General features: G+C 48.4%; 21 protein-coding genes. 6 read left to right on the top strand and 15 right to left on the bottom strand.

Annotated elements, in window-relative coordinates:
• Positions 1-38: 38 nt before the first annotated feature.
• The 11 genes from MHFGQ_RS03540 to MHFGQ_RS03490 form a co-directional block, all read right to left on the bottom strand.
• A complete protein-coding gene (locus tag MHFGQ_RS03540) occupies positions 39-2,402 on the bottom strand; it encodes a glycosyltransferase family 39 protein (protein ID WP_106005739.1) in 2,364 nt (787 codons plus the stop codon).
• 183 nt (positions 2,403-2,585) lie between these two features.
• The gene (locus tag MHFGQ_RS03535) at positions 2,586-2,933 is read right to left on the bottom strand and encodes an EamA family transporter (RefSeq protein WP_106005738.1); all 348 of its coding nucleotides are present in this window, start codon (positions 2,931-2,933) and stop codon (positions 2,586-2,588) included.
• Positions 2,934-2,999: 66 nt separating this feature from the next.
• Positions 3,000-3,389: a DUF2304 domain-containing protein gene (locus MHFGQ_RS03530; protein ID WP_106005737.1), complete on the bottom strand. Its 390-nt coding sequence runs from the start codon at positions 3,387-3,389 to the stop codon at positions 3,000-3,002.
• Positions 3,379-4,095 (bottom strand): glycosyltransferase family 2 protein, encoded by a 717-nt coding sequence (locus MHFGQ_RS03525; protein WP_106005736.1) that lies wholly within the window; start codon positions 4,093-4,095, stop codon positions 3,379-3,381. Before MHFGQ_RS03525 ends, MHFGQ_RS03530 begins: the two co-directional genes overlap by 11 nt.
• Before the next feature lie 106 nt (positions 4,096-4,201).
• Positions 4,202-7,609, bottom strand: coding sequence for a glycosyltransferase (locus tag MHFGQ_RS03520; protein WP_106005735.1), 3,408 nt, complete (start codon positions 7,607-7,609; stop codon positions 4,202-4,204).
• Between the two features lie 493 nt (positions 7,610-8,102).
• Positions 8,103-8,846, bottom strand: a complete 744-nt coding sequence (locus MHFGQ_RS03515; protein ID WP_106005733.1) for an ABC transporter ATP-binding protein — start codon at positions 8,844-8,846, stop codon at positions 8,103-8,105.
• Between the two features lie 23 nt (positions 8,847-8,869).
• Positions 8,870-9,646: an ABC transporter permease gene (locus MHFGQ_RS03510; protein WP_106005732.1), complete on the bottom strand. Its 777-nt coding sequence runs from the start codon at positions 9,644-9,646 to the stop codon at positions 8,870-8,872.
• Positions 9,647-9,675: 29 nt separating this feature from the next.
• Positions 9,676-10,698: a dTDP-glucose 4,6-dehydratase gene (gene rfbB / locus MHFGQ_RS03505; protein ID WP_106005731.1), complete on the bottom strand. Its 1,023-nt coding sequence runs from the start codon at positions 10,696-10,698 to the stop codon at positions 9,676-9,678.
• Positions 10,692-11,549, bottom strand: coding sequence for a dTDP-4-dehydrorhamnose reductase (rfbD, locus tag MHFGQ_RS03500; protein WP_106005730.1), 858 nt, complete (start codon positions 11,547-11,549; stop codon positions 10,692-10,694). Before rfbD ends, rfbB begins: the two co-directional genes overlap by 7 nt.
• Complete coding sequence (locus MHFGQ_RS03495) at positions 11,542-12,003, bottom strand: dTDP-4-dehydrorhamnose 3,5-epimerase family protein (protein WP_106005729.1); 462 nt, start codon at positions 12,001-12,003, stop codon at positions 11,542-11,544. The genes rfbD and MHFGQ_RS03495 overlap by 8 nt, the downstream gene beginning before the upstream one ends.
• 25 nt (positions 12,004-12,028) lie before the next feature.
• On the bottom strand, positions 12,029-13,096 hold the full coding sequence (locus MHFGQ_RS03490) for a glucose-1-phosphate thymidylyltransferase (RefSeq protein WP_106005728.1): 1,068 nt from the start codon (positions 13,094-13,096) through the stop codon (positions 12,029-12,031).
• Between the two features lie 444 nt (positions 13,097-13,540).
• Between MHFGQ_RS03490 and MHFGQ_RS03485 the strand changes: the two genes are divergently transcribed.
• The 5 genes from MHFGQ_RS03485 (at position 13,541) to MHFGQ_RS03465 (ending at position 15,363) form a co-directional block, all read left to right on the top strand.
• Positions 13,541-13,768, top strand: a complete 228-nt coding sequence (locus tag MHFGQ_RS03485) for a DUF1659 domain-containing protein (protein ID WP_106005726.1) — start codon at positions 13,541-13,543, stop codon at positions 13,766-13,768.
• A gap of 93 nt (positions 13,769-13,861) precedes the next feature.
• Positions 13,862-14,083 (top strand): DUF2922 domain-containing protein, encoded by a 222-nt coding sequence (locus MHFGQ_RS03480; RefSeq protein ID WP_106005725.1) that lies wholly within the window; start codon positions 13,862-13,864, stop codon positions 14,081-14,083.
• Between the two features lie 37 nt (positions 14,084-14,120).
• Positions 14,121-14,432, top strand: coding sequence for a hypothetical protein (locus MHFGQ_RS03475; RefSeq protein WP_170066314.1), 312 nt, complete (start codon positions 14,121-14,123; stop codon positions 14,430-14,432).
• Between the two features lies 1 nt (position 14,433).
• Positions 14,434-14,583: a YvrJ family protein gene (locus MHFGQ_RS03470; RefSeq protein WP_106005723.1), complete on the top strand. Its 150-nt coding sequence runs from the start codon at positions 14,434-14,436 to the stop codon at positions 14,581-14,583.
• Positions 14,584-14,724: 141 nt separating this feature from the next.
• Positions 14,725-15,363, top strand: a complete 639-nt coding sequence (locus tag MHFGQ_RS03465; protein ID WP_106005722.1) for a hypothetical protein — start codon at positions 14,725-14,727, stop codon at positions 15,361-15,363.
• Positions 15,364-15,515: 152 nt separating this feature from the next.
• Here the strand turns inward: MHFGQ_RS03465 and MHFGQ_RS13930 are convergent, their stop codons facing one another.
• Positions 15,516-15,761 (bottom strand): hypothetical protein, encoded by a 246-nt coding sequence (locus MHFGQ_RS13930; protein WP_425463820.1) that lies wholly within the window; start codon positions 15,759-15,761, stop codon positions 15,516-15,518.
• Between the two features lie 124 nt (positions 15,762-15,885).
• Between MHFGQ_RS13930 and MHFGQ_RS03460 the strand changes: the two genes are divergently transcribed.
• Positions 15,886-16,122: an ATP-binding protein gene (locus MHFGQ_RS03460; RefSeq protein WP_211292916.1), complete on the top strand. Its 237-nt coding sequence runs from the start codon at positions 15,886-15,888 to the stop codon at positions 16,120-16,122.
• A 260-nt stretch (positions 16,123-16,382) separates the two neighbouring features.
• On the opposite strand, the gene MHFGQ_RS03455 is transcribed toward MHFGQ_RS03460, so the two are convergent.
• The 3 genes from MHFGQ_RS03455 to MHFGQ_RS03445 form a co-directional block, all read right to left on the bottom strand.
• Positions 16,383-16,943 carry a hypothetical protein gene (locus MHFGQ_RS03455; RefSeq protein WP_106005720.1) on the bottom strand — a complete coding sequence of 187 codons (561 nt, stop codon included), beginning with the start codon at positions 16,941-16,943 and terminating at the stop codon, positions 16,383-16,385.
• Between the two features lie 17 nt (positions 16,944-16,960).
• On the bottom strand, positions 16,961-17,698 hold the full coding sequence (locus MHFGQ_RS03450; protein ID WP_106005719.1) for a hypothetical protein: 738 nt from the start codon (positions 17,696-17,698) through the stop codon (positions 16,961-16,963).
• 298 nt (positions 17,699-17,996) lie between these two features.
• Positions 17,997-18,122: a cyclic lactone autoinducer peptide gene (locus MHFGQ_RS03445; protein ID WP_170066312.1), complete on the bottom strand. Its 126-nt coding sequence runs from the start codon at positions 18,120-18,122 to the stop codon at positions 17,997-17,999.
• Between the last annotated feature and the right edge of the window lies 1 nt (position 18,123).

Below are 18,123 nucleotides of genomic sequence, written 5' to 3'. Positions count from 1 at the left end.
CCCCACCTGAAGATTTCATTCTAACTTGGGCTATTATTTTAGGAACTAAAGTTAGTATCTAGTGGCGAGGCTTCTGACGTTTTTCCTTCAGTAGTGTATGTTACCTCCACGAAAGAGAGGTCATCAAACCATACTGAGCTCTGTTCATGAGGACTAACATAGACTGTTGCAAAAGCCGCTTGTGAAGGCGCTGTTACCGTCATCTCATATTGCTTCCAGTCGGCTCCAATTTCGACAAGTTCTATATCCGTTTTGAGAAATCCTCCTTGTGCATTTGACCAATTAACCTGTAACCTCGCCATCTGTCCCTGCCTGTTTGCACGCGCGTAGTAACTCAGCAGATAAAGTCCCCCAGGCTTCACTGGCACAGTTTGATAAAAGACGTTTTCGGCACCCTCACCACGTACGGCAACAAACCCACTATGGCTACGGAGACCAGATGTATCAATTGCAGGTTTACCTACATGTTGCCAGCTACTTGGTTGTTCCCCTTCCAAATTCTCAAAACCTGAGTTCTTTAACAGTTCCGGTCCCAATTTACGTTTTAAAGGTTTTTCGCTCAGCTCAAATAGTAAAACATAGGCCCGTGCATAAATAAGTTTGAAATGGTTCTGAAAAAATTTGTCATCAGGTAACTCCAACCTGCTACGCTGTTTATTAATTAGGATATAATTTGCCCCTAATGTTTTAAGCTCTTCGTATAAAGCCTGCGAATCAGCCAGCTTACTTGAAATCCGGGAGTAACGTGCTGGGCCAAACCAGTCACCCATAAATTGTCCATCAGCAAAATAGGCCATATTTTCATCGTACAAAGCATATAGGGTATACTTACTTCCTTTGAGGTCGTTTAAAAATTTATAAGCAGGATAAGAGAGTAGATGCCGTGCTAAATAGGTGTCTCGTTGATCTTGCGTTACTGGTACAGGTCCCTGTTCTAACACTTTATGCGTCGCATAAAGCCATCCCGGTGATACCAGAAATATTGCCATTATGCCAGTAATGAACGAATGAACCGACCATCTTTGCAAAAAAGGTAACCAGAGAAAGAAACGTTCTACTACTGCTGCCGTTAATAAACTAAGTAATGGAATTATTGGTAATAAATAACGCAAGATTTGAGCACTGAAAAACCAGAAAAGGAAGTAAGCCAGAATTAGAGCTAGAATACCCCTGATTTTGGTGCTGTAGATACTAAAGACTAATAATATCGGTATTGCAAAAAAATAAGTTTTAGAAAGCGGAGCCTCCATAATAAAGACGTCCTGATTAAAAGCCAGATGCCACGGGAGCGTAATTAACGCGGTAAGACTACGCCCAATACCATGTGCATGTTGTAAATCATATAAAAGCGCTTTTAGATCTTCAGCAGTATATAAATAATTATTGCCAAATAGCGAGGATAAAAAGGGAAAAACGGGATTACCGGTGTAATAGAAATTACGTAAATACCAAGGGGCTGCTATAGCAGTAGCTATAGTTACGAAGACCAAGGGAGCTAAGTATCGGCGCTCCCTTATACTAATGTAAAAGACGATGATCCCCAAGAGTCCAAGAAAAACAAGGGCAGAATACTTGGAGCTAGCGGCGAAGCCAACGAAGACTCCAGCCAATATAAGCCAGTTCCATTCTTTAGAATAGAGCCAATTCCATAAACTGTAAACCGCCAGTGTTACGAACAACGTTAACCCGACGTCAATATAGGCCGAACTTCCAAGCCAAAGTACCAGTGGGGTTCCAAGCCAAAGCGCTGTAGCCCACAAGCCTACCCTTGAAGAAAAGCTACGATGCCCCCAGGAATATAATGCAATCGCAACTAGAACCATCATCAAAAACTGAACTAATTGTGCTGTGATGTCATCGAAGATTATCAACATTAAAGTAAAAAGCATTTCATTAGTTTGCGGAAAAAATGGGAAGCGTAAAAAAGGTGTTGGCTTAATATGATGTTCATGGGCATATATTTTGGCAACAGCTAAATGATACTCTATCGAATCCCAAGCTATTGGTGGATATAGAGGCATCAGCATTATAGGTAGTAAAACGATAATACTTATAAAAATAAAAATTAAATATTTAACGCCGCTTTTCTTCTTAAGGATTCCAACTCTTTTCTGAAAGGCGGTCAACTTATATAACCAAAAAGTCCGAATTGGTGGGTATAAAACTGAAACGGCTATAAGTTTTAAAAATATAACCAATAAGTTTGAACGGTTTATCAGGCCTAAAACACCTAGAGTTAAAACCAAATAACTAATACTTCCGAGGCCCAAACTTATCGAAAAAACAATTTCCTCCCAAATCGAGGCGAACTTTACCTTTATCAAAAGCTCTCTTCCTAACAGATAACTAATAAGCCCTAACCCAGTTATCACTATATAATGTAATAACCCAAATTCGATCATTTTGGCTCCTCCTGAATATCCAACGCAGCTATAAGATAACCATTGTTGAAGTAATTATTGTCCAACTTTCCTCACCTTATTAGACAGGAATATCTACGTAGGTATGACAGCGATATGGTAATTGTTATAAAAGACAAAAATTTTCTATATTTCGTATACTTATTCACATCCCAGTCACTTCACTTAACGCAAGCCAATTAATGTCACACCTGTCATAACTAGGACCATTCCTAGCCAAGCCAGAGGTGTAATGCTTTCCTGAAAGATAAACAGCCCGGCCAGCATACCGAAAACGTAGGCAATGCTTTGCATGGGGTAAGCCACGCTTAAATTAGCTCGGGATAAAACGATAAACCAAACAACGGTGGCCAAGACATATAAAACGATCCCGCTCCAGATGAAAGGAGAAATAAAGACGCCAGTCCAATTTTGTACGGAAAGCCCGCCCAAACGATCCAGTCCGAGCTTCCAAAATACCTGGCCGGATACCAACAAAACGACATTGAGTAAGATTAACCCGTATACAGCCATTAAAAGTAACTCCTCCTTGGCCGATGGTTAACCGCGGCTTTTGGTGTCCTGGATGACTATTCCTATTTAAATTGCAGGTTGTTCTCCGCTGGCTGAACCTTCCCTATTCCCTGGGTCATGCCGATACACTTCGTGGCGCAGCAGGGCCACTTCTTGGGTCAAGTGCACAACTTTTTCCGATAAGCGGGAAACTACCACCGTTAAATGCAGGGTTAGGACGAAAGCAAAAACAAGACCAAAGAGAAACAGCATGGAGGGAGCATACTTAACATCCAGCCAGCGGGCCGCGGTTTCTACCACGGAGGGGTTCAGGGAAACCAAAAACATTAGTGCGGCCACCAGGATCCACATCAAGGAATATTGTTCTTTAAGATGCTTTTTGCGCACCAGGCCGAGGGTGATGATTAAAAACACGCCCGAAAAAAGTATGGAGAGCAGGTAAACGTTAAAACTCATGGAATACACTCCCTGTCCGTGGTCTGGTAAGCATGACTAGAATGGCCAGTAACACCTTGGCCACATAATATATCGAGCGCCAAAGGGTAATGGAGGAAGAGCCGCTTTGCCGATAGGCCATGGTTACCGGTACCTCCTTTATGCGGAAGCCGTACCGGTGCAACAAGACCAGGACTTCCACCTCTGGGTAGTCGGTGGGGTATTCTCGAGCGAATAAACCGATCACCCGACGGTTGACGGCTCGGTAGCCCGAGGTGGTATCTCGGATGGGTTGGCGGATAATTTTGCTTATCAAGAAAGAAAATATCTTCATACCTACTTTCCGGTCGAGGGGAGGCTGGTAACCAGTATCGGTGACAAAGCGGGAACCGATGACCATATCGGCTTCGCCGCGGGCCAGAACCTCCAGCAAGCGGGTCACGTCACGTGGATCATGCTGGCCATCCCCGTCTATTTGTACGGCCACATCATAACCGTGCACCTCGGCGTATTTGTATCCCGTTTGTACCGCTCCCCCAATGCCTAAGTTTACTGGCAGGTCCAGTACGGTGGCCCCGGCCCTGCGAGCCAAGCGGGACGTCCCGTCAGAAGAACCATCGTTGACCACCACAATATCTATCTCCGGCTGTGCCCGGCGAATGCTTTTAACCACCTGGTCGATATTCCCCTCCTCGTTGTAAGCTGGTACAATGGCCAGCACTCGCATCTATCTTCCTCCTTCCCAGCTTTTTACATAATCGTTATGATCTAATTTGGGCAAAAACTTATTTTACCTTCTCATAAACCTCTGAGTTTTACAGTTCGCACAATTCTTATACATATTTTCTCTCTCGATATCTATGGGGTTCCCAGCGAATACCCCATTTTTCCTCAAATCTCTTCCGATTAGCCTCAAACAAGCGCAAGTACTCTTGTTCACCGTACAGCTTAAATGTGGCGCTGTGAAAATGATGAATAAAGACATCCTCAACGCAAATTATCTTGTAACCTGCTTGTCTAACTCGTAATGCTAAATCATCGTCTTCGAACATCCCGACTTCAAAGCGTTCATCTAAAAGTCCTATTTCGTCAAATAATCTGCGCCGCATCGCTGTACAAAATAGGGCTAGCATTTTAATGTCAAAGTATTTACCTTCGTATTCATGTGAACGGCGTTCCGCAAATGATTCCATCTCTTCTATACTAGAATAGTTTACGTCGATTTTAGCCTCATTTCCGGCCGAGTTAGTTACCGGTCCGACCATCCCGATGTTAAGATCACGCTCCAAGTGTCGGATGAGCCTCCCGAGCCAGCCCCTAGTCACGATGGTATCGTTGTTGAGCAGTACTATATATTCGCCCGTAGAAGCTCGAATGCCCTGGTTATTGGCGCGTGCAAATCCCTCATTATGTTCATTTAAGATTAACCGAATGTTTGAATGCTGTTGTACCAACTCTTTCAAATATTCGCGGGTACCGTCGGTTGAGGCATTATCAACAATAATCAACTCAAAGTTTGGCCAAAGGGTATTCCGGTAGATACTGTTTACACATAATCTGGTAAAATGAATATTGTTGTGAGTAAGTATAATAATGCTAACTTTAGGATATAGATTCTGAATGGCGGGTTCAATACGGGCAAAGCGCTCCTCCCATGTATTTTGTTGAGCAAAGCGCTGGCGAGCCGCCACCATCTCGGCGCTATTTTCCTGTAATGCCCGCTCAATTTTTTCTATAAACTCTTCTGGGGTGCTTGCCAGATACACAAGCTTTTCCGCTTCATATAAAGCAACCTCTGGGAGAGGTACGGATACTACGGGCTTGCCCGCGCTTAGGTATTCATAAAATTTAACGGGATTTGTGGCTTCCGTCAGGGGCGTCCGCTTAAAAGGAATTATGCACGCATCAAAAGCATGCAAATAGGCTGGGAGTTCTTGGTAGGGCTTTTCTCCGAATAAATAAACATTCTTGAGATCAGTGAACGGAGCCAGGTTAGCTCCAAAGGTGCTCCCAATTAATACAAAACTCCAATCAGGTTTCAGGCGTGCCATTCTCGCAACCAATTTGGAATCAAACCAATCGGAGATAGCACCATAATACCCGATGATAGGCCTCGATAAGGGGGCTATTTCGTGAGGTAGAGTTTTAAAGCTAACACTGAAATGTTCAAACTCGCACGCGTTGGGTACGAGCAAGCAATTTGAGGAGTAACCCTTTTGCTTTTCCAACAGTTTTTGCGAGGTTGCTAGAATCAAATCGCTCCCGGAGCTGAGATTTTCCTCCAAAGTGAGCATTGCAGGACTATTGGTTGAAAATCCTCCATGTTCATCCATACAGTCGTAAACCACTTTCCATCCAAACTGCTCTCGTAAGCGAAAAGCTACTGGTTGCCAAAATGGTAATTGAACGAGACAAATGGCCTCTACTATACTGTAGTGCCGACGCAAGTATTCGAAGGAATCTACCCACCTTTGCAAAGTAGAAGCATCTACTTGATTACGATAAACATTTAATTTAGGGGAACCTGGAAGTTCTACCTCCGCAATATTTTTTTCTAGCATTTTGACTGTGGCGCTAACATCACTTTTCGGATTGAATGTTGTTTTTAGGTAAAAAACACGGTGACCTTTTCTTGCAAATCTTCTTGCGAGATGCTGCGGGCGTTGGAACCTAAACCCCCAATCGATTATAGGGAAAACAATAACATCGTAACAAGCAGTTTTAACAGCTTGTAATTCTGAATAAGGATGCCTCCTTTTTTCGCCATCTCCCTTCTCATCACGAAGCAGCTCTGGCGGAGTCCACGAGGGCGCTGGTTGGCGTAGTATTACTCTTTTAATCCAGAACTTTACAGAAGTTGGAAGCCACTTCCGGCCTGTTTTCCATGCTATATCTTTAACCTTTTGCAGTAATTGCTTCGGATGACAAAAGTACCAATATAGCGCAATGATGGCATCAGCTACCCTGTATCGTTTCCAGGTGAACCTTTGTTGTATCTGATGCAGAAATCCTTTAACTTCTTGTAATGCATGTTCTTTATCAGCTAATTGCTCCCGCAGTTGATGGATTGCTCCCTCTTTCTCAGCCGCCTCAGCCCGCAAATTTTCCACTAGCTGCATCTTTTCTTTTATTTGTTTTTCTAACTCTTCTATCATGCGTTCTTTTTCTAAAATTTGATATTGGAATACTTGCAGTATACGGTCTTTTTCATGTTTAATTGCTTGGTACTCAGTTGTCATCTTTGTATTGATTGTGTCACTATGTATTTCGTATGCTTTACATAACCTTTGCCATACCTTGGAATCAGACCAATTTGCTTGAGCCGCAAGTCTAAGAGTCGCAATCGCATCGTCAATGCGGCCTTCGAGAATATGAATTCCTGCTTGAACTACCATTTGTATCTCTTGAAGATTGTCACCGTCAAAATAAAAGCTCATTCGTTTCAGTGCCTCAATTTGTTGGAAATGTAAGTAAATCTCTGACAATGGTTCACTGTACCGTTGAAACAATCCCTCATCAACCGGAAAAGTACGGTTCTGAAGCCAGTTGGCAACTTCCCAGTCAGCAGGACGTAATCCGCCTTTCCGGGCAATCCCTACAAGTGTAGCGTAATCACCTCCGTAAGTGAAAGAAACCAATAGCGGAACACACCCAAATACATCATTAAAAGCACGACAAAGGAATGGGGAGGTGAGGTATAAAACATGTTCGAGTGAAGAACGAAAACCAACCCATCGATCCTTTCTAAGCTTGACAATATCGGCTCCGGCATCTGGTGTAGAGAAGAGTATTAGACCCCCTGGTTTGAGCCAACGGTAGCACTTTTCGAGGAGATTTCGAAAATCAAGAATGTGTTCAAAAAAGTCCCATGCTGTAATTAAATCAAACTGCCCTTCATCAAACTGTTGCACTTCCACGGGCTGATTTATCACGCGCAGCCCGGCCTTGACAGCAACTTCTGCAACACTGCTAGCTATTTCAACGCCCAAGCTCTGGAAGCCGAGTTCTTCTGCAAGCATTAAAAATCGTCCTGTAGCACACCCCAAATCCAGCAATGTACCCCGTGTTTCCCCAGCGAACAGCTTCACAAGAGCCTGTTGCCATAGAAAATCTACTGGGAGCAAGTCGCCATACGCAGCATAGCCTACCGCTGGAGTCTCATCCTTTGAAAGTTGTGGCTTCTCAAAATATGAAGAATCGTATATAGAGGCTAGCGTGCTGGAAATTTCCGCTGCCCACATCAGGCCACACCGCAGACACAGATAGACAGGTATTCCGTCGCCGCGTCTGAATGGTCTGTCGATGAAATTTCCATTTGAACAGTATGGGCAACTTGATAGGTTGAATTCGCTCGTTGCCAATATCGATGCCCCCTTCCCGCAGCAATGTCGACCTCTTTTAAAGGCAAGTCCGCTATCTGGCCCATAACATTGATGTATGCTGCTTCAGCGACTTGAATTGCCCATTCTCCTTCCTCGCCAGAACACAACGACTTTTGTCTGCTATGCATGCAGTAAATAAATCTCACTATAGGCCTCCAAGATAACTCCCCCGTCTGTTTCCCAATCATATAACCTCAGCCAATGACACCTACTCCGATTTTGTCCTCCATCACTCTCAAGCCCTCCGTAAACAAGGGCGAACACCAATTTTGTAAATATTTGTCTGTTCTAGAAATATTACCCTGCTAGCCCAGCCTCTTCTTTGCCTTCCAATGCCTTTTTTCCTGGATAATTATCTAAGAGATTCCTCATAAGCCACAATAACCTCCCTGGCCGGGCCCTGCATTTTTATTTCTCCCTTGTCAAGCCACACGGCCAGGTCGCATAGTTCCTCGACTTGCTGGGGTGAGTGGGTAACAAAAATAATGGTAGTCCCCTTTTTCTGTAATTCCTTTATCCTGGCCAAACATTTCTCCTGAAAAGCCAGGTCTCCCACAGCCAGAACTTCATCTATAAGTAAGATTTCCGGGTCCACGTGCACGGCCACAGCAAAGCCCAGCCGCATGTACATCCCGGAAGAGTAGTTGCGTACGGGGTTGTCGATAAAGTCGCCGAGTTCGGCAAAGGAAATTATGTCGTTAAGGCGCTCTTTTACTTCCTTGCGGCTAAGCCCCAGGATAGAGGCGTTTAAGAAAATATTTTCCCGGCCGGTGAAATCCGGGTGGAAGCCAGCCCCCAGCTCCAAGAGAGTGGAAACCCGGCCGTTTACTTTTACCCCCCCCCGGGTGGGGTAAAGGATGCGGCTTATAATTTTTAAAAGGGTGCTTTTGCCTGAGCCATTGCGGCCTATAAGCCCTACGGTGCTGCCTTTGGCTACACTTAAGTTTATCCCTTTTAAGGCCCAGAAATCTTCGGCCTTATTTCGTCCCCAGAAGAGAACCCTTTCCTTTAGGCTATAAGCTTTGTCGTGATAAAGGCGGAATTTTTTCCATACATCTTTTACTTCTATAGCCACTTCTTTAGCTTCTTTTGCCAAGCCAGACCCTTCCCTTATCTTTCCTATACTTCTTCTGCTACGGCCCGCTGCCAGCGCTCAAAGGCTAAAAGGCTTATACAGAAAAATAAAAAGTAGCCTAAGGCGAGGTAAAGGAGCATCCGCCAGTCAGGCCAGGTGCCCTCGAAAAATATGTCCCGGTAGGCCTCGATAAGAGGGGCTGCCGGGTTTAGAGCGAAAAATTTTCTTACGTCAGTAGGTACCATTTCCACCGGGTAGAGGACCGGGGTGAGGAAAAACCATACGGTCATGAAGACCCCGGTTATATGCTCCAGGTCCCGGAAGTAGACATTGCCCACCGCGACTAAAAGGGTCAGGGAAGCCACGAGAAGAGTTTCGGTAAAAAGAACTAAAGGAAAGGCTAGAAGGACGCTCGTCATCCGCACTTTAAAGAGCAAAAGGGCCGGTATAAGTATAAGTAGACTTAAAAGGTAGTTCACTAGATTGGCCAGCACCACCGAGAGGGGTAACACCTCCCGGGGGAAGTATACTTTCTTTATCAGCCCTGCGTTCTGCACGAGGCTTGCCGCCCCCTGGAGGATGGAGCTAGATAAGTAATTCCAGGGAAGGAGCGCTACAAAAAGGAACATGGCGTAGTTTTTTATGTTCGACCGCATAATAAAGGAGAAAACGATGCTGTAAACTATTAACATAAGGAGCGGGTTAAAAAAGGTCCAGAAGAAGCCCAGGACCGAACCTTTGTATCTCGCCCGCAATTCTTTGGCGACAAGATTTAGTAGCATCTCACGGTAGGTATATATTTCTTTAAGGCGACCCCACATGGCGGTTGCTCCTAAGTATTATTTTCGGTTTACTTGGCCAAAGACCCATACCATTTTTCCGCATATTCCCGGTACTCGCCGCTCTTTACTCGTTCCCACCAGGATGTGTTTATAGTGTACCAGTGGATCAGTTCCTCAAGGCCGCTGACAAAGTCCCTGGCAGGTGCCCAGCCCAGCTCCTGCCGGATTTTCTTTGCGTCAATGGCGTAACGCCTATCATGCCCGGGCCGGTCCTTAACAAAGGTGATTAGGCTTTCGGGTTTGCCCATGAGCTTTAAAATGGTTTTCACGATCTCTAGATTCGTGTGCTCGTTGCTGGCGCCTATGTTGTAAACCTCACCCGGCCTGCCCTTCTGTAATACCAGGTCCAGGGCCTGGCAGTGATCTTCTACGTGTATCCAGTCCCGGATATTTAAGCCATCGCCATACATGGGGATGGGCTTTCCTTCTAGCGCATTGGTAATGCACACCGGTATGAACTTTTCCGGGAACTGGTAGGGGCCGTAGTTGTTGGAGCACCGGGTTATAACTACGGGCACGCCGTAGGTACGAAAGTAAGCCCGGCAGAAGAGATCTGCCGCCGCTTTGCTGGCCGAGTAGGGGCTGTTGGGCCGGATGGGGCTTGCTTCGGTGAAGGGCGGGTCGTCCGGCTGCAGGGAGCCGTAGACCTCATCGGTGGATACCTGGAGGAATTTCCGGACGCCGTGCTGCCGGGCGGCCTCCAGCAGCACCTGGGTGCCCTTGATGTTGGTCTCGATAAAGGGCGCCGGGTCGAGGATGCTGCGGTCCACATGGGACTCGGCGGCCAGGTTGGCGACGAGATCGAATTTTTCCTCCCGGAAAAGACGGTCGACCAGCTCCCGGTCGGCTATGTCCCCACGGACAAAGCGATAGCAAGGGTTGTCCTCTACGTCCTTCAGGTTTTCCAGGTTGCCGGCATAGGTGAGCTTGTCCAGGTTGACTATGTACCAGTCGGGATGCTCTTTTAATATGTGCCGGATAAAGTTAGAGCCGATAAAGCCAGCGCCGCCGGTGACTAACAGCTTTACCAATCCGTGTTTCTCCTTTCAGCAAAGTAGCGCATCAATGCGTCCTGCCAGGGTGGCAGGAGGTAGCCAATAGTTTCTTTTAACGGAAAGGGGTCCAGCACCGAGTAAGCCGGGCGCCGGGCCGGGCGCGGGAATGCGGCGGTGGTAACGGGTTTAATGTTGGTCTTAACACCTGCCGCGGCCAGGATTTCCCGGGCAAAGCGGTACCAGGTGGTGGCTCCCTGGTTGGTGATATGGTACACGCCGTAGCAGCCGCTTGCCACCAGGCCGGCCAGGGCGCGGGCCAGGTCAATTGTATAAGTGGGACAGCCCCACTGGTCGTCGACTACGGTAAGGGTTTCCTTTTCCCGGGCCAGTTTCAGGATGGTTTCGACAAAGTTCGGGCCGCCGGGGCCGAAGAGCCAGGAGGTGCGAACCAGGTAATAACGGGGCGCTATGGTTTCCAGGAAGCGCTCCCCCAGGTACTTGCTGCGGCCGTAGGCGTTAATGGGATGCCTCGTGTCATAGATATTCCAGGGCTCATTTTTTTGCCCGTCGAAGACGTAATCGGTGCTGATGTGGACCAGCACGGCACCTGTCTCTTTGCAGGCCAGGGCGAGATTCCTTACGCCCAGGGCGTTAACTTGTACGGCCGCTTCGTAATCGGTCTCGGCCTGGTCGACTTTGGTGTAGGCGGCGCAGTTTATTATGACTTCCGGGGTGTATTCTACCAGGGCCTGCTTGACTGCTGCCAGGTCGGTTATGTCCAGCCAGGCATGACTTAGAGCCGTAACCGTGTGGTTACGGCCCTGGAATTCCCGGGTTACGGCCTGACCCAGCATGCCCCCGGCTCCGGTTATGAGGAATTTAGCCATGCTTTACCTCCCAGGTGTAGGGGATGGCCGGGTCGTTGTAGGGCCGGCGGTACTCGTCCGGCTGCTGGTAGTTGTAGAGCTCGGTGGGAAAATTGACGATTAAAGCCGTCTCCGGTCCTTCGGCGGTGAAGCCGTGGTAGACCAGGGGCGGGATTTTTAAGAGCACCGGGTTTAAGCAGCCGATGTGAAACTCGTTGACCAGCCCCCTGGTGGGGCTGCCTTCCCGGTCGTCGTAGAGGACCACCCGGGCCATGCCGCTGACGCAGACAAAATGGTCCCACTGCAGTTTATGGTAGTGCCAGGCTTTGATGACGCCGGGGTAGCAGGCGGTGATGTAGGCCTGGCCGAACTGCATGAATTCTTCCCAGTCGCGGCGGAGCATCTCCATGAGGTAACCCCGGCTGTCGGGGATAAGGCGCAGTTGCCGCAATTTTACGCCGTCGATAAGTTCCATAATTCTATCCTTCTTTCTTTCCGGTTTAAACAGCGACCTCCGCGTCGTCCCCAAGGAAGAGGCGCAGGGCCTGGCGGCCGTCGCCGGCGCGGCGGACGCGGGTGTTGCGGCCGATGAGGCTGTCCTCAATGCGGGGGATGTCGCTTAAAACGCAGCCTTCCAGGACCACGGAGTGCTCCAGACCCACCCTGGTCAGGGTGCTGCCGTCGCCGATGGCCGTGAAGGGGCCGATGAAGCAGTCTTCCAGGGTCACGCCTTTGCCGATGACAGCTGGCCCGCGGATGGTGGTGTTCTTTACCTTGCTGCCGGGGCCGATGGCGACCCTGCCGGCGATATGGCTCCCGGCGTCGACTTCTCCTTCGATGGCGGTGCGGGCGTAGGCGTCCAGGACGGCCCGGTTGGCCTCCAGGATGTCGTCCTTCTTGCCGGTATCCAGCCACCAGCCTTCCACCCGGCGGGCCAGGACCCGGCCGCCGGACTGGAGGAGCTCCTGGATGGCGTCGGTGATCTCCAGCTCGCCCCGCCAGGAGGGGCGGATATTGGCAATGGCCCGGTGGATGGCCGGGGTGAAAAGGTAGATGCCTACCAGGGCCAGGTTGCTGGGCGGTTCTTTGGGTTTCTCAATGAGGCGGGTCACCCGGCCATCCCCGTCCAGGACGGCGACGCCGAAGGCCCTGGGGTCGGGGACTTCCTTCAGCAGGATGGCGGCGTCGGCGGTTTCTTTCTGGAAGGTCTCTACCAGGCCGGTCACGCCGTCCTGGATGAGGTTGTCCCCCAGGAACATGAGGAAGGGCTCGTCCTTAAGAAAATCGCGGGCCGTAAGCACCGCGTGGGCCAGCCCCAGCGGTTTTTCCTGGAGTATGTACGTCACCTGCGCGCCGAAGCGGCTGCCGTCGCCCACCGCCTGGCGCACGCTCTCCCCTGTCTCCGGGGAGATGATGATGCCGATGTCGCTAATCCCGGCCTGGACGACCTGCTCGATGACAAAAAATAAAATGGGCCGGTTGGCCACGGGGATGAGCTGTTTAGTTGTCGTATAAGTGAGGGGGCGCAGGCGGGTGCCCTTGCCGCCCGAGAGGATGAGGCCTTTCATGGTCGATTTCACCTGAACTTTCGAATGTTAATTAGCGTTCCGCCCAGAATTTTTAAGCCTAACCTTACTTTCTCCACGGCCAGGGGAAGGCCCACATAGCCTAAGCCCACCACGGCAACCTTTGCCCGGCGGGTCTTTATTTGTGGCCGTTGTTATTTATTGGCAACAAGAGTGCCGTTTATTTTCCCAGTTTCCCTTAAAGGTCTTTCTGTCCACTTCCCTTTTATTCTACACGGATGGCAATTTTCCTGCTTTCTTCCAGGTTTTTTCTAGGTCCACCGACGAATACGTTCTTCTTCCTTTCGTATTTGACGAACTTCCGTTCTCTTTTGCCTGCAGGATGGGAATTTACGGCTGCCTTCCTTTCGTAATTCGCTCCAAACAATAGTTCGTTTTTAGCGCCGTCCATGCTATGCTTTAGCTGTGCGAAGGGAGGTGAAACAAATGCCGGTAGTCAGCACACCCCTGGCCTCTACCCTGCGCTTCCAGGTGCAGGTGGGGACCGACGCCAACGGGCAGCCCGTGTACCGGACGCGCTCTTACAGCCGCGTCAAGCCCGGGGCGGCAGATCAGGACGTTTTCGACGTGGCCCAGGCCCTGGGCGGCCTACAGGTCCACCCCGTGATTGCCGTTAGCCGCGTCAATGAGAACGACCTAAGTGCCAGCTCTTAAGGTGCTGATTAAGCTCGCGGTTTAACTTGGGCCGGGCCGGCGCCCCTTTTGGGGCGCACCCGCCCCGCCGCGGTGGAAGGGAGGTGAAACGTCGTGATCACCAAAAGGCTGGAGCTGATTTTCCAGAACGCCGCCGGCAACCGCTCCACCCTGGCGGTCATCGACCCCCGGGAAAACCTGACTGAGGCCGAAGTCCGGGCCGCCATGGAGCTTATTCTGGCCAAAAACATCTTTACCTCGCCCGGCGGTGATCTGGTGGCCATCGTCGGCGCCCGCATCGTCACCAGGGAGGTAACCGACATCATCGCTGCTTAATGTTCTGTAGCCTTGTTGAACCGGGCGGCGGCCGCGGATGCGGTTTAAGACAGGCTTCGGGACCTGCGCCGGCAGCGCCGCCCGGTGCCGATTTATTACGCGGAAGGGAGATCCATGTATGCTCAAGGTGCACTTCAGCTACTTCGCCCGACCCCGGCGGGGCCGCTGCGACTGCTGTGACCGCCAGCAGACCCTGGAAGTGAAGCTCCTCCTCCTGGATGACGCCTCCCTCATAGGCGACCTCATCCTCTGCGGCGAGTGCGCGGCCGCCTGGGAAGAGCTGACCAGTCGGGACCGGGAAAGGGTGGTCAAACAGTGGAACTTTACCGGTGAGGGGGAGGAAGGCTAATATGGAAAATTTGTGGGTACAGATCGGCAATTACGGCTTCCCCATGGTTGTGGCCTTTTATTTGCTGGTCCGCGTCGAGAAAAAACTCGATGATCTCACGGCGGCCATCCAGGCCCTGGTGCAAACCTTAAACAGGGCCGCGCCGGGCTAAAGCCGCAGCCGGGCAGTAATCTGAATACCCTGCCGGAGGCCGCAGGCCGGCCCCTGTCCTTATGACGATTCGTGATTTAGCCCATCTTGATAAGCGAAGTTTTGTTCGGTTATAATAAAACCCGGTCAGGAGGTGGTATATTTGGCAGTCAGCTGGATACAGAAAGGTTTGTGGCAAAATCTTAACTGCCTGGTGCCGGTCTACGGCACGGGCGACGACTGCGGTAACTACACCGAGGTCTGGCTGGATGACGGGCAAAAAATCCTCGACCGCCGCCGGACGAAAACCGTCCTCAAGGCCCTGGCCGCCCACCTGGGGGTCTCCTGGCGGCAGGATAATACCGCCTGGTCCCGGGAAGGCCGCAGCCACCTGGCCCCCATTGTCCTGGGGCCGGAGTTGGTCCTAGTGCCCTTGCGCCTGCGCCGGCCCCGCAGCAGGGATGAGGGCGGTACGGGCTATGTGGTCGGCGGTAAGGTGAAGAGTTTTGAGGCATACCGGGAAGGGTATTACCGTACACGCCTGCTTCTTGCCGGCAACCAGGTCCTGCCTTGCCTCCTCAATATGGATACCCTTGCCCTGCGCCTGGCGGAAGGGGAAAGGGCCCTGGAGCGCCACCGGGAAACCTTCTGCGAGCTTTCCGCCCGCATTTCCACCCGCCGCACTAAAGATAACTGCTACCTGGTGGTTGAGCCGGGCGGTAGCACCGTCCCTGCCCGGCTCATCGACCGCGGTGGCGATATTATAATCCTTCGCCGGGAAGTTAGTTCGAGCTCCCTGTGATTCCAGGGGCTGTTTTCTGTTTATTTTTCCTTGTTCTTGCTATCCAGACTTTAAACGGCTGCTAGAAAATCCTGCCGCATCTCTGGTGTTCCTGAAAGTGAGGTTTGCGGCTGGCAAGACAGAAAAGAGCCCCCCTTCTTTATTCCGGGGCTCTATGTGTGGGCATCATAATTCACAGGGTAATTTAAATCAACATTCAGTTTCGTATAATCATGAACTTGCTGGGCAGTTGGAGCCCATTTATTTACATACCATTGTCGTCCCCACCAATCATTTAAGCATACTGGAATCTTGTTGAAATCTGTACCCTGTGTGTTTGTTCCCATATACTTTGCCAGGTTACTCTGAGTTAAAGGTTGGTCTTCAGGACCATTGGTGACACCAAGGTAATCTAGCATCATATATACAGTAGCGGGACCGCAATAATAATTCGTTTCCTGGGGTACTAAGTCTAACACAAGCGCTTCCCTGAACCGCCCTGGATTGAAATATCCTTGGTAGTTCCTTTGGGACTGGGAAGGTATTTTCCCGAACGCAGTTCCTCTTGCTGAATTCCTCTTTCAAGTTATTTCCGAAAGGAGTGAGCGCGGCAGTGTAATTATTAACACCAACCTGGACTTCTCCAAATGGGAAGAAATTTTCGGCGACCGTATGTTGGCGGCAGCCCTGGTAGACCGGGTTACCTTTAAATCCCACATCTTGAACATGAACGCTGAATCCTATCGCCTGAAGCAGCGCCAAAAAGCCAGAGCTGGCTAGAAAGGCTGTTCGTCGGTCGCACTGCCTAACCCTTCTCTGGGGAAGGGTTAGGCAGCATCCCTTCATCCTCAACGTTTTCACATAGGGTGGATCACTTTTACTTTAGCATAAATGGATCAGATTTACTTTGTCATAGTGGATCACTTTTGTATTGACAAACGCAGTAGCCTTAAAGACCAAGAAGTCTCGCTTCGACTAATACTGTTAGTACAGAAGTATCCAAGACTTTCCTCAACCTAAACAGAGTATATAGAATCTTCTTAGAAAGTGCTTGTAGAAGAAGAGTCAATCCAAGGCCCACTAGGATACCACTGATCGCTATCTAATTCAAATATCGCTTTGGCTTTTACATAGTATTCATCACTTGCAAAAACTTGTAGCCAGTATGTGCTTTTCTTAACGAAATAAAAATATGTCCCACCAGGCAATATATACCCTCTTATATTTCCATTTTGAAAAGCGCTTGAAGTTAAGTAATCGTCCACATTATTGCTACTATCAACCATTTCAACTCTATAAATTGAACATGACCCATTACCCACCTCAGGAGGCCATATTATCTGACTAGGGGTTTTGTAAGCATAGAAATCATGATTTTCTACTGCTTCATAGTAACTGCCCGCTTCATATCCACTGAAAGCATCACCTGCATATGAAAAACTGTAGTTAAAATTTTTGATTCCCCAATCAGGGCTCCATGAACTATGAGAAAAATTATTGCCTGTAGTAATAAGTGTACTTGCGTAGGCAAAAGGTATAACACTAACAATAATAAGAATGAGAAAGACTAAAATTAGCAATAGCTTCCTGTAATTTATCATCTAGATAACCCCCTAGCTTATAAATATAACTTTGATTTGTCCAATACAAAGTTGAACTCTTTAAATTTCTCATTTATTTTCACTTTAGCCTCATATTTTAATTTGGTTTTCATATTAAGCCACAGTTCCTTTTTAGCTTTTTCTTCTTCATGTTGCTTTGCTGCCTCAAAAACTATGTCCTTGGTTGCATTCGCAAAGGACTTGCTGAAGGTTAATAATCGAAAGGCATTATACCATTCATAAGTGTTCCAGTAATCCTCAAGAGACATGTTGGCGGCTTTACACAAATTGTCTACTAACGTTTTATACTCGTCATTCGTGGCATATTGATTTTGTTCCTCAGCAATAAACCTTTTTACCTCATCTTCAGTCGGTAATAGCTTGTTTTTAATGGCATAATCGAAAACTATTTTTTCCTCAACTAAAACATTAAATACTTCTGTATAGCTTTGGTAACGTTTATTAGCTTTTTGATTTAAGCCTCTTCTGAATTCTAATTCTCCTATTGTAATAGGTAGCTCATTTACCCATGCAACAGTTTCATCAGGAGATACTTCTGCCGTCTCTAAGGTTTTATTTAAATCTCTAAGTAAATCAGGGTTGCTTTGGATAAATTCACCTATAGGTTGAAAAAATTCCTCTATTGTTTTTTGTCCCTGGGCATAGGTTACACTGTTAATAGCATTTATGCTAAATATCCCAATCAAAACTATTGATAACACTGTTAATAATACACCCGTCTTCTTCTTAAACATACACTTAGCCCCCCTTTTTATTTTAAATTATATTTACTTACCCAGAAATAATAAATTACTTAAGCACTAACCTGACCTCAATCGCTATGGGTTTCGTAGTGCAACCAACGGAATCAACTCCTTTTCATTTCCTGCTTCCATTTTATTACCATTATACCCAATCCGATCTTTTTCTGGGATACAATGCGGTTTTTGGCGGATATAATGCGGTTTTTGCCAGACGAAATCAGGGGTGCCGGTAAATGTATTTGACTAATTTTAAAGGGACTCAGGTTTTATTCCTGGCCCCTTTAGTAATTTACTTCAAAAATTCTCTAGGAACTTCCGGTTGGTACCACGCCAGCCAGCTGGTCGGCCGGACCCCCAACAGGGCGACAAATACCGCTAAGTTAGCTACCAGGGCAAATAAAAAGCGCCTCTTCATC

It is taken from the genome of Moorella humiferrea (assembly GCF_039233145.1).
GTDB classification, from domain to species: Bacteria; Bacillota; DSM-521; order Neomoorellales; family Neomoorellaceae; genus Neomoorella; species Neomoorella humiferrea.
The sequence above is the reverse complement of the archived record's forward strand: the minus strand, read 5'-3'. Positions and strand labels throughout refer to the sequence as shown.